Below are 12,013 nucleotides of genomic sequence, written 5' to 3'. Positions count from 1 at the left end.
GAGCGGCCGACACCCGGGATTCTTGACGCTTGGATCTTCACACGGGTGCCAGTGACCCCCGTGCGAACCCCGGCCGGCCCAGCATGCACCAGCGCGCGCGGCACGGGAAGAGGACGACATGCCCGGCCGCGTTGACAAACCCGAGGGCTGCCACAACCGGCAGGCGAAGCCGCCGGAGCCGGCATAACCACGCGCCCGGGACGGGATTAGACTTGGACGTTTCCGTTGCCGAGAAGGTCCATGTCCAAGCTGCGTCGCCCCACCCTGATGCTCGCCATTGCCGCCAGCCTGTCGCTGGGCCTGGCGGCCTGCGACCGCGAACCCACCGCACCGGCCGCTGCCCCCGAGACGGCGCCGGCTGAACCGGCCGCGCCCACGCCGCAGCTGGGCAGCTTCGGCTTCGATGCCGCCGGCATGGACCGCAGCGTTGCCGCAGGCGATGACTTCTTCGGGTTCGCCAACGGCACCTGGGTCAAGAACACCGAGATTCCGGCCGACCGCTCCAGCTACGGCAGCTTCAACGTCATTTCCGAAAAGACCCTGGCCGACACCCGCGCGATCCTCGAAGGCGCCGCAGCCGATACCAAGGCCGAGGGCGAGACCAAGCTGATCGGCGACTACTACGCTGCCTTCATGGATGAGACCGGCATCGAATCGCGCGGCGCCGCCCCGGTCAAGCCGGCACTGGACGCCATCGCGGGCATCGGCGACAAGGCCGCGCTGGCCACCGCCCTGGGCGGCACCCTGCGCGCCGATGTGGACCTGCTCAACGCCACCAACTTCTACACCGACCGCCTGTTCGGCGTGTGGGTCTCGGTGGATCTGCTGCAGCCGGACCGCACCGCGCCGTACCTGGTGCAGGGTGGCCTGGGCCTGCCGGACCGCGACTTCTACCTGCAGGGCGGCCGCATGGCCGAGATCCGCAAGCAGTACCAGGCGTATATCGCCAAAGTGCTGCAGCTGGCCGGCGTCGCCGATCCGGCGGCCAAGGCCCAGCGCATCCTCGCGCTGGAGACCAAGATCGCCCAGGCGCACGCCACCCAGGAAGACACCAACGACGTCGCCAAGGGCGCCAACGCCTGGAAGCAGGCCGACCTGAGCGCCAAGGCGCCGGGTATGGACTGGAGCGCCTTCCTGGCCTCGGCCGGCCTGGATGCCCAGCAGGACTTCATCGTGTGGCAGCCCAAGGCCGTGGCCGGCATTTCGCGCCTGGTCGCGACCGAGCCGCTGGAAGTCTGGAAGGACTACCTCGCCTTCCATGCCCTGGACCGCGCCGCCCCGTACCTGCCCAAGTCGTTCGCCGATGCGCGCTTCGCTTTCCACGGCACCACCCTCAACGGCACGCCGCAGCAAAGCGAGCGGTGGAAGCGTGCGGTGGATGACAGCAACCATGCCGTCGGCGAAGCCATCGGCAAGGTGTACGTCGAGCGTCATTTCGACCCGGCCACCAAGGCCCGTGCCGACGAGATGGCCAAGAACATCATCGCGGCCTTCGCCAAGCGCATCGATGCACTCGAGTGGATGTCGCCGCAGACCAAGGCGCGCGCCAAGGCCAAGGTCGATGGCCTGACCGTGGGCATGGGTTACCCGGACAAATGGCGTGACTACACGGGCCTGGAGATCAAGCGCGATGACGCGCTGGGCAATGCCGAGCGTGCGGAGCTGTTCGAGTACCGCCGCAACATCGCCAAGCTGGGCAAGCCGGTGGACCACAGCGAGTGGGCGATGCTGCCGCAGACCATCAATGCGATGAACGTGCCGCTGGAAAACCGTCTGGTGTTCCCGGCTGCGATCCTGCAGCCGCCGTTCTTCGACGGTGCGGCCGATGATGCGGTGAACTACGGTGCGATCGGTGCGGTCATTGGCCATGAGATCAGCCACGGTTTCGATAATGCCGGTGCGTTGTTCGATGAGACGGGCAAGCTGCAGAACTGGTGGACGGCGGAAGATCTGAAGAAGTTCGATGCGGCCGGTGATGCGCTGGCGGCGCAGTTCAGCAGCTACAGTCCGTTCCCGGGGGTGTCGGTGAATGGTCGTTTGACGCTGGGCGAGAACATTGCGGACGTGGCGGGTCTGTCGACGGCGTACGATGCATATCAGTTGTCGTTGCAGGGCAAGCCGGGGCAGACGCTGGAGGGCTTTACGCCGGATCAGCGGTTCTTCCTGGGCTTTGCGCAGGCGTGGCGGAGCAAGGCGCGTGAGCAGGCGTTGCGTAATTCGCTGTTGACGAATGTGCATGCGCCGGGGCAGTTCCGTGCGTTGACGGTGCGCAATCTGGATGCGTGGTATCCGGCCTTCGAGGTGAAGGAGGGCCAGAAGCTGTATCTGGCGCCGGAGAAGCGGGTCAAGGTGTGGTGAGGTTTTTCATCGCGCTTTGCTGAGATGAAAGAACGGGCGCTTCGGCGCCCGTTTTTTTTGCTACAGAGCTACAGAGCTGCAGAGCTGCAGAGCTGGAGCAGAGCAACGGCTGGGGTTTGCGGCTTCTCTGAACTGGGCGGGCATGGGTGGGGTGTCGGGACCCGCTGCAAGTCCCGCTCCGCGGCCCGGCCCAGCCGCTGGCGGCTGTGCGTTCAGTCGCATGCGAGGCAGTGCCTCGCAAGCAATGCGCCTTCACCCAAATAAGCTCGTATGCCGCCATCCATGGCGGCATACGGTCCCGCCACCCCACCCATGCCCACCCTCTGACAGTGGGCTGGTGCGCATGGGGAAAAGCTGGCGCTGGCTCCGCAGCTGCGACAGTGAGTACGTTTGTTTTGCTACCCAGATTCGTTCTGTAGTTTTGCTGCTCGGCTTCGTCGAGCAACACAGCGCCGCTTTGCTGCTGTGCTCTGCTGCTGTGCTCTGCTGCTGTGCTCTGCTGCTGTGCTCTGCTGCTTTGCCGCTCTGCTTTGCCGCTCTGCTTTGCCGCTCTGCTTTGCTGCTCCGCTTTGCTCCTCCGCACTTCTGTGCTGCTTCACTGTTTAGCTGTTCAGCTGTTAGCCGTGTAGCTCTTTAGCTCTTTAGCTCTTTAGCTCTTTAGCTGCCCAGCATCGCCACTCTGATCCACTGGTTGGCACTGCTACTCAGTCTGCTGCTTAGCCCTACTGCTCCGCGCTTCTGCAGCGCTGCTATTCCGCGATGCCGCTCAGCTCCGCTTGCCGGCTTTTGATCTCAGCATGGCCACCAGCCAAGTGTCGGGGGGCGGGCACGTGCAGGCTGGAGGGACCGTCTGCCGCCATGGATGGCGGCATACGAGCTTACAGGGACGTACTTGCAGCGGGTCCCGGAAGCCTGCACGTGCCCGACCCAACCATCAGACACAGGCACTCGCGATTACCGACCAACGGTCGGTACCTACCGCTTCAGGGCCAGTCAGCAAGCACGCTGGCAGGAAGACCCATCCGGGTGCATGCGCGCGTCGCCAGGCCATCCTGCAGTGCACGCCGGAACAGCGGCGCCATGCCCCTCAGCATCACGGCAGACGCCCGCGACTGCGCACGCTGCATCGGCGTGCGCGCCAGCATCGTCGTCGCCCAGTCCGGCAACAGCGCCGCGCCCGCACCCAGGAACAGCTCGCGCGACAACCCCGCCATCGGTACCGGCAAGCGGATGCCGGACAACACCGCCAGTACCTCTTGCGAACGGGCATCGAACACCAGCTCGCCTTGCTGGCGCGCGAAGTACGCGTCGACCTCCGCTTCCGAGGCGGGCACATCGGTGGCGCCGAGCGCCTCGGCCACACGCTTGTACTCGCGGTAATACTGATCGGCGACCGCCGTGGGCACATCGCGGCAATACCGCCGGCAGCCTTGCAGGAAGCCGTAGGCCTCAGTGACGTGCACCCAGGTCAGCAGCGCCGGATCGTCGGCGGAATAGGCACGACCGTCCGCCGTGTGTCCGCGCACCTGTGCGTGGATGCGGGTCACCTTGTCGATCAGCGCCTCGACTTCCGCCGTCGGTGCGTAGGTGGTGCCCGCGACAAATGCGGTGGTGCGGCGCAGGCGGCCGACCAGGTCATCGCGGAAATTGGAGTGGTCGTACACGCCGGCCAGGGCCAGCGGGTGCAGGGTCTGCAGCATCAACGCGCACAGGCCACCGGCAAGCATCCCTGGAAATTCAGCGTGCACGCGCCAGGTGATGCTGTCCGGGCCGAACCAGCCGGGGTCGCCCAGCGGGTGGTCGTAGTCGATCCCGCTCTGGCCGCGGGGGAAGGCACCCAGCACCCAGCGGCGGATCGGGGCGGTGGCGGGGCGGGCAAGCGAACGCAACAGGGAGGACATCAGCAGTACCAAAGGCGGTGCGGACCGGCATTTCGCGCGGATGCGTCAATTCTGCGTGATACCGCCGGGGCTGGCGAGGACGCTGTCGCCGCCGCGCTGTACATTGTGCAGATGCAGCATGGGAACACACGTCCGACGCCTATTTACCCGGCGATTTACGTGTCGCAGTGCGCAAATCCGCTGCGAGGTTGCCCATTCAGGCAGGAATGACGCCGGATCTTTGCGCTTTGCCCATTGCCAAGCGCGGTGAAAGTGCTAGAACTGGACGTGCCACAACGTCGTCCAATGCGCTGCCGCACGTTCCAGAAGGAGCTCGTCATGATCGCTTTGTTCAAAGGTTTGGGTCTGCTGTTGCAGGACAACGAGCTGTACAGCAGCCCGTTTGAAAAACAGGTCGCGCATTGGCGTAACAAGAGTGAACAGCAGATCCGCGAGGAAGTCGCGGTGCTCGCCAAGGCCAAGGGCCAGTGGTTGATGGCCTCCATCGTTGGCTGGCAGGCGTCATCGCTGCTCATCCTCGGCCTGATCAGCAATTACCTGTGGAAGGATGACTTCCATATCACCTTCACCCGCGTGGTGATCGTGTTCGGCTCATGGGTGTCGATCCTGTTCGTGATCTGGTTCATGGCCAACATGTTCGATCACACCGCCGGCTTCGAGCGCTGGATGAAGGCCTTCAACAGCCGCGCCCGGATCACGTCCGATGCGGACACCGTGGAGTGTGTAGCCGAGGCGCTGGACATGGCCCAGCATTACCCGGAAGTGCTGGACTACAAGCAGGCCGTGAGCGCCAAGCGCGAGCTGCGCCACGAGGACATCCGCATCATGCGCGAGATCGGCCGGATGAAGCAGCACACCGAACTGGTGGGTCAGCTCAACCATGTCGGCGAGCAGCCCAACGGCACCAACCTGCATCTGCAGCCCGCGTTCTGACCCTATCGAAATGAGGGGGGAGCCACGATGCCACCGTGATCACTCACGGTGGCATTGTTCTTTCTGGACGGCGCTGACGCAGTGCTGGAACCCCGCCGGCAGCCCGGCCATCTGCTCGGTCTTGCCCACCGCCACCGCCAACCGGTGCAACGGCGGATAGGGGCAGTCGGTGTCCTTTGCGCAGCGCGCATCCAGCACCAGGTAATGGCAGCGGCCGCTGCTGCTGGCGATGCAGTCGAAGTTGGCTACGCCGTTGTCGACCGTGGTTTTGCTGTACAGCGTATCCACGCCGTTGGCGCGGATGCGGGTGACGGAGGTGTTGCTCGATTGCTGGCAGGCAGCCAGCATCAACACGCAGAGACTGGCGACAACGGCGATACGCATGGCAGGCTCCAGACGAAAGAGAAGGCGCGTTACATCCCGCGGAACAGACTCATGAAGGGCTGGCTGACGTTGAGCACTTCGGCGCGATGCTTCAATCGCAGCTGGCCGCGGCCGGTGTCATCGCGGGTGACCGCGGCGACCGCCTTCATGTTCACGATGGTGGAGCGGTGGATCTGGCGGAACCGTTGTGGATCGAGTGCGTCGAGCAGTTCGCGCAGCGAGGTGCGCAGCAGGCTTTCACCCTGCTCGGTGACCACCGTGGTGTATTTGCTGTCGGCACGGAAGTAGATCACGTCTTCGAGCATGATCAGCTGCGTGTCGCGTCCGTTGCTGGCCGTGATCCAGGCCAGTGGCGGCGCGCTTGAGGCGGCGGCGGGCTGATTGCCGAGGCGCTGCAGCAGCTGCTCGAGCATCCCGCTGTCCGGTCGGCCCAGCTGCATGCGGGCCAGGATCCGCTCGCGCGTGGCGAGCAGACGCTCATCGCTGACCGGCTTGAGCAGGTAGTCGATCGCGCCCTGTTCGAAGGCATCGATCGCATACTGGTCGTAGGCGGTGACGAACACCACCTGGGTGCGCGGGCTGATCTCGGGAAGCGCGCGGGCCACCTCGATGCCGGTGATGCCCGGCATGCGGATGTCGAGCAGGGCCAGGTCCGGCTTCAGCTCGGCCAGGCGCTCCAGCGCGCTCGCGCCGTCTTCGCATTCGGCCACCAGCCGCAGCTCGGGCCACAACCGCTGCAGCTGGGCTACCAGCGACTGGCGCAGCAGGTCTTCGTCTTCGGCAATAAGGGCATCAAGCTGCATGGATCGCCTCTCGGGCATCGCGCGGCAGGGTAATGGTCGCTGCCACGCCGCTGGGGAAATTGGACACGATGGCCACGCCGGCGCGCTCACCGCAGGTCAGGCGCAGGCGCTCGCGCAGGTTCTTCAGGCCGATCCCGGTACCGCTGGTGCCCTGCCCGAAGCCGAGGCCATCGTCGGCCACGGTGAGGGTGACATGGTCCTCGAAAGCGCGCGCGATGATCCATACCGTGCCACCGCCCGGCTTGGGTTCCAGCCCGTGCTTGATCGCATTCTCGACCAGGGTCTGCAGGGCCATCGAGGGCAGCGGCACGCTGGTCAGTGCCGGCGGCACATCCACCTGCAGGGCCAGGCGCGCGCCCATGCGGATCTTGAGGATTTCCAGGTAGGCCTGGGTGCGCTCCAGCTCCACCCCCAGGGTGGACATCGATTCGTCCACGCTGGGCAGCGAGCTGCGCAGGTACTGGATCAGGTGTCCCAGCATCTGGTCGGCGCGCGGCGGGTCGGTGCGGGTCAGCACCTGCGCGTTGGCCAGGGTGTTGTAGAGGAAGTGCGGCTCGACCTGGGCATGCAGCAGGTTGAGCTTGGCCACCGACAGTTCCTTCTCGGTCGCGGTCTGCTCGGCGGCGGCCTGCTCGTCGCGGCGCTGCTCGGCCACGCGGCGGGTGATCGCACGGCCGACGGCTTCGGCGTTCTCATGGTTGCTGCCTTCGTCGACGGCGAGCAGATCGGCCCATACGCCGGCATCGGGCTCGAACAGCAGCGTCACGCTGCAGGTGCCCTGCCCCGGCGTGACCGTGGCGAGCACGCTGTTGCGCTTGATCGCCAGCCGCGCAGGCAGGTTCCAGCGGGACGGTGGGCGGCCGTTGTAGGGATCCACGCGGCGTACGTAGGCACGGACCTGCAGGCTGCCCGGAGCGCTTTCGATGTCTTCCACCCGCGGCAGCTCGGCGATGGCGGCTTCGACCAAGGCGAAGGCGGGGCCCGCATCCATTGGGACCTCGATCTGGCGCCGCTGGCGGCTGGACAGGGTGGCCGCGTCCAGGCGCCCGGCCGCATGCTGGACCCGGCGAATATGGGCGATGCAGCTGCCCAGGGCCGTCACCATCACGAACAGCGCCAGCAAGCCGAACACCCAGCCGGGGCCTTCGTCCATGCCATGGAAGAAGCCACTCCAGACGAACCCCGCCACCACGATGGCGGCGGCCCAGGCCAACAGAATGCGGAAGATCAGGGAGAGGCTGGCGAACACGGCGGCGTCATCACATAGGGAGTGAGGCGAGCATAGCCCTGCCGCCACGGGGAACAAGCGGCATGCGACGAAGGCGGCGTTTGGGGGGACGAAGCCGCGTAGCGCCACCCCATGGGTGGCTGGCGGTCGTTCCGGGATCGCGAAGCCACGCATGGCGTGGCTCTACATCGGGATCCGGGACTGCCAGCCACGCTTGGCATGGCGCCGGGTTGGGGGTCCGGCCGGCGATACCGGCCGGACCCGCTCTTACTTCCGCTCGGCGGCGCTGGCGTCACGCGGGGCGCGGAACTGGGAGTCTTCGCTCCAGTTCGGCCAGGCGCGCGAGTTGGCCAGCTGGTTGCCCAGCGTGTACAGCACTTCCAGATCGCGCGAGGCACCGGCGAAGGTCCAGTCCGGCTGCCACTCGTCACCCTGCTGGTGATAGCGCTTGGCGGTGTAGTCATCCGACGCCGCCTTGCCAGCGGCGACGCCGCCTTCCACCCAATCCTGGCCCGCCGAGTACGACACCGCCGGCACGCCGCGCTTGGCGAACGGGAAGTGATCGGAGCGGAAGAACAGGCCGGCTTCCGGCTTCGGATCGGGGGTGTAGCGGATGTCCCAGTCCTTGGCGACGTCCTTGAGCTGGTCCAGCAGTTCCAGCTTGGCCGAGCCGTAGATGCCGAAATCACGCGACGGGCTGAAGGGCGCCATGCCATCCATGTTGATCAGCGCCACGGTCTTGCCGAGCGGATACAGCGGGTGGCTGGCGTAGTACTCCGAGCCGAGCAGGCCCTTTTCCTCGGCGGTGACGGCCAGGAACAGCACCGAACGCTCCGGACGCTTGGCCTTGGCGAAGCCGCGCGCCAGCTCGACCAGCGAGGCGGTGCCGCTGGCGTTGTCCAGCGCACCGTTGAAGATGGTGTCGCCGTTGGCGTCGGGCTTGCCCACGCCGATGTGATCCCAGTGCGCGCTGTAGATCACGGTCTCGTCGGGATGCTTGCTGCCTTCCAGGCGCGCGGCCACGTTGTGCGAGGTGATCACCTCGGTCTTGACCGCGTACTTGGCCGAGAAGGTCTCGCCCTTCAGCTCGACCGGCTTGAAGTCGCGGGTCTGCGCCTGCTTCTTCAGCGCCTCGAAATCCAGGCCCGAGCGCTTGAAGAGTTCCACCGCCAGATCGCGCTGGATCCAGCCTTCCAGCAGCGGATGCGCTTCGGCCGGGTTGTCGCGGACCACGTCGAACATGGTGTTGGTGTTGGAGCCGGCCACGGTGGCCCAGCCATACGAGGCCGGTGCGGTCTCGTGCACGATCAGCACACCCAGGGCGCCCTGGCGCGCGCCTTCTTCGTACTTGTAGGTCCAACGGCCGTAGTAGGTCATGCCCTTGCCGTCGAAATCGCCCTGGCCGGTTTCGAAGTCCGGGTCGTTGATCAGCACGACCGCGATCTTGCCCTTCAGGTCCACGCCCTTGAAGTCGTCCCAGTTGCGCTCGCCGGCTTTGACGCCGTAGCCCAGGAAGACCAGCGGCGCGTTCTTGATGTCCACCTCGCTGGCACCGTTCATGGCGGCACGCACGGCGATTTCCTTGCCCTGGCTCAGCGTCTGCGGCGTGCCCTTGCTGCTCAGCGACAGGCTCGGGGTGCCGACGATATCGCCCTTGAGCAGCGGCACGGCCTGTGTCCACAGGCGCTTGCCGTCCTTGAGGTCGCCGCCCGGCTGCAGGCCGGCCGCGGCGAACTGCTTGCTCAGGAAGGCGATGGTCTTTTCTTCACCGGCCGTGGCCGGCGAGCGGCCTTCGTAGGCATCGGAGGCCAGCTCCTTGACGTCGGCGGAGATCCGCGCGCCGTCGAATTTGGGCGTCGCCGCCATCAGGGCGCCAGACACCGACAGGGCCAGCACGCTCAGTACTACTCGCTTCATCGCTCTCTCCACAACGGGACCAAACCTGGACCCCGAGTGTAGGCGATGCCGCGGCTGGACAGGCGCCGGGCCAAGGCCCGGCGCCATCGTTTACCAGTTCGGATCTTCTGCCGGCTTGGCCGCCGCGGCAGGCTTGGCGGCACGGACCGGTGCCTTGCCGCTACCCGACGGCGCCGCAGCGGTCGTGGCTGGCTTCACCGCACCCAATTGCTTGCGCAGTTCAATGGCACCCGGGCGGAAGCCTGCGCCGCCGAGATCCGCACCTTCTTCCAGCGTCCCGTACGAGGTCTGCGCGGCAACGCGATCAATGCGGATCGTGCAGCACGGGGTCTCATTGCGCCCCAGCGAGCGGCCGGTCTGCGGGTCCTTCAGGGCCTCGCCCAGCATCACCGCCTGCCAGCGCTGGCCGACCTGCAGCGCGTCGCCGCCCTGGCTCAGCACCACCTGGTCACCGCTCAACGATACGACCGAGACCGGGAAGATCTCGGTGATGATCGCGGTCCCGATCTGGCCGGACAGCGAATCCATCATCGTCGCGGCCATGCCTTTGCCGTCCACCACACGCGGCAGCGTGCTCGGCCCGGTCGAGGCCAACTGGTGGTCGAAACTGTCGGACATCACCACTTCACCGGTGGCCGCGTTTATCAGCCGCAACGTGATGCGACCGCCGCCGGAGTACGAGCTCACCTGGCGATCGGACATGCGCAGCTGACGCACGCTGCGCGGGTACTCGAAACGCTCGATGCTCGGAATCAGGATCAGATCCGTCGCCAGCTGCTGGCCCAGGCGTGCGGTGTCCTGCAGGCGCACGTTGCCGCTGTTGATGTGATCGATCTCGGCCTGCATTTCATCGCCGAACTCACGATCGAGCACGATGAAACGCTTGGTCTGGGTCAGCGTGTCGGACAGGCGTGCACGGATGGCACGCGCCACCTCTTCGCTGCTTACCCGGCCATCGCCGACGGCATAGCTACCCGACCGGACGTGCGGCAGGGCGACGACGATCTTCGGCCGGCCCTGCTCGTCCGGTGCGCGGTACTTGGCGATGTCGGCACGGATGCGGACCTTCCAGTAACTGCGCATGGTGCGATGGCTGACGTCGGACTCGTACGAACTCGCCCCCCGCTTGGCATCGACCTTCGCGCTTTCCTTGTAGCTTTGCTTGACGCTGGCCGAAGCCGAACCGCCTTGTCCGCTCGCGTCGGCCTGCGCCTGTGCCGAGCCACTGGCCGACGCCGAGGCGGCGTACGTGAAGCCGGCATCGCTGGCCCGCACGCGTTCAATCACTTCCTCATCAATCTGACGGATTTCCTCCTGCGAGAGGATTTCGTAGCCCAGCACGGCTCCCTGCGACGCCGCGATCGCCTGCTGGGCGAAGGCATTGGCCTGGAGGTTGCCGACGTGGTGACCGTCGACATCGACATCCAGACCGGCGCGGAGCGTCTGCATCTGGCTGGCGACACGGACGCCGTTGACCTGCGCCACGGCCGACTGCAGCGCAGCCAGTACAGCCAGTTCCGGCGTGCTGCCGATACCGTCGGCTTCCCGCGCGACCTGGGTGGTGCCGCCGAAATCAGGCGTACCGCGCAACGGCTCGGTGTCGGCATTCGCAGCCGAAAGCACCTTGGATTCAGTCTTGCTGGCAACCTCGTCCACCGGCGCCTCCTGCTTGCCGCACGCGGCAAGCAGGGTAGCGGCGATGGCCAGGCTCAGCAGTCGGGTAGACATCTGCATGCGTGGCCGTCCCGGATCAGTTCAGGCCGTCGAGCATCGCATCTGCATTGCCCGGCACCTTGATCTTGCTGGCGCGGGCGAACGTCATCGCCGACTTGGAGGTGTCGTACAGGCCCTTGAGGTAGCCCGGGGATTCCTTGGCGACCCACGCACCGGCGACCAGCTTGCGGCCCAGCGTGGCCATCTGTGCCGCGCCGAGGTTCTTCATGCCACCGGCGAAGTTGCTGGCTTCGCCACTCAGCTTCTGGCCTTCAGCCGCCGAGGCGATCAGCGAGACCAGGCCTTCGGTGTAGTACTGCTTGGATTCGGCGCTGAGTTCCGGCTGCGCGGCAACGCGCTCATCGATCGCCGCTTGGGCGGCTTCGCTGACCGACACGGACTTCTTCATTTTGCTCACGTCCACCGCACCGGACGACAGCGCCTGACGCTCGGCTTCCAGCAGTTGCACCTGCTCGGCCAGACCGAAGGCCTTGGCGAAGGAGGTCTGCGCGGCCAGCGAATGCGACTGCGACGCGACAAAACGGCGCACCAGTGCGTCCTGCGCGGCTTCGTCCGGGGCGCCGGCGGCGCTGGCTTCGGTGGCGGTCGCGCCGCCGACCAGACCCTTGAGCTTGCTCAACTGAGCATGCGCGGGCGCGGCGAAGGAGGCAGCGATGGCGAGTGCGATGACGGTAGTACGGATCATGGGATGGGTCCTGTGTGAGGGAAGAACGCCCGTGCAGGCACGGGCGAAAAAAACGATCTGGAGGCAATGG

9 protein-coding genes are annotated in these 12,013 nt (G+C 66.1%); 2 read left to right on the top strand and 7 right to left on the bottom strand.

The window, feature by feature from the left end:
* Positions 1–240: 240 nt before the first annotated feature.
* Complete coding sequence (locus tag ACWV8V_RS15855; protein WP_455900195.1) at positions 241–2,358, top strand: M13 family metallopeptidase; 2,118 nt, start codon at positions 241–243, stop codon at positions 2,356–2,358.
* Between the two features lie 983 nt (positions 2,359–3,341).
* Here ACWV8V_RS15855 and ACWV8V_RS15850 read toward each other — a convergent pair.
* Complete coding sequence (locus ACWV8V_RS15850) at positions 3,342–4,259, bottom strand: oxygenase MpaB family protein (protein ID WP_455900194.1); 918 nt, start codon at positions 4,257–4,259, stop codon at positions 3,342–3,344.
* 318 nt (positions 4,260–4,577) lie between these two features.
* Here ACWV8V_RS15850 and ACWV8V_RS15845 point away from each other — a divergent pair, with 318 nt between their 5' ends.
* Positions 4,578–5,192 carry a hypothetical protein gene (locus ACWV8V_RS15845; protein WP_026070179.1) on the top strand — a complete coding sequence of 205 codons (615 nt, stop codon included), beginning with the start codon at positions 4,578–4,580 and terminating at the stop codon, positions 5,190–5,192.
* Between the two features lie 39 nt (positions 5,193–5,231).
* Here ACWV8V_RS15845 and ACWV8V_RS15840 read toward each other — a convergent pair whose 3' ends face one another.
* The 6 genes from ACWV8V_RS15840 to ACWV8V_RS15815 form a co-directional block, all read right to left on the bottom strand.
* Positions 5,232–5,576, bottom strand: coding sequence for a hypothetical protein (locus tag ACWV8V_RS15840; RefSeq protein WP_259261702.1), 345 nt, complete (start codon positions 5,574–5,576; stop codon positions 5,232–5,234).
* 29 nt (positions 5,577–5,605) lie between these two features.
* On the bottom strand, positions 5,606–6,379 hold the full coding sequence (locus tag ACWV8V_RS15835) for a LytR/AlgR family response regulator transcription factor (RefSeq protein ID WP_121042416.1): 774 nt from the start codon (positions 6,377–6,379) through the stop codon (positions 5,606–5,608).
* Positions 6,369–7,628 carry a histidine kinase gene (locus ACWV8V_RS15830; protein WP_259261701.1) on the bottom strand — a complete coding sequence of 420 codons (1,260 nt, stop codon included), beginning with the start codon at positions 7,626–7,628 and terminating at the stop codon, positions 6,369–6,371. Before ACWV8V_RS15830 ends, ACWV8V_RS15835 begins: the two co-directional genes overlap by 11 nt.
* Before the next feature lie 246 nt (positions 7,629–7,874).
* A complete protein-coding gene (locus tag ACWV8V_RS15825) occupies positions 7,875–9,524 on the bottom strand; it encodes a M28 family metallopeptidase (protein WP_455900193.1) in 1,650 nt (549 codons plus the stop codon).
* Positions 9,525–9,614: 90 nt separating this feature from the next.
* Positions 9,615–11,258 carry a CsgG/HfaB family protein gene (locus ACWV8V_RS15820; protein WP_455900192.1) on the bottom strand — a complete coding sequence of 548 codons (1,644 nt, stop codon included), beginning with the start codon at positions 11,256–11,258 and terminating at the stop codon, positions 9,615–9,617.
* A 16-nt stretch (positions 11,259–11,274) separates the two neighbouring features.
* Positions 11,275–11,943 (bottom strand): hypothetical protein, encoded by a 669-nt coding sequence (locus ACWV8V_RS15815; RefSeq protein ID WP_259261699.1) that lies wholly within the window; start codon positions 11,941–11,943, stop codon positions 11,275–11,277.
* Positions 11,944–12,013 lie beyond the last annotated feature (70 nt).

The sequence above is a fragment of the Stenotrophomonas sp. Ker107b genome (assembly GCF_053847245.1).
The sequence above is the reverse complement of the archived record's forward strand: the minus strand, read 5'-3'. Positions and strand labels throughout refer to the sequence as shown.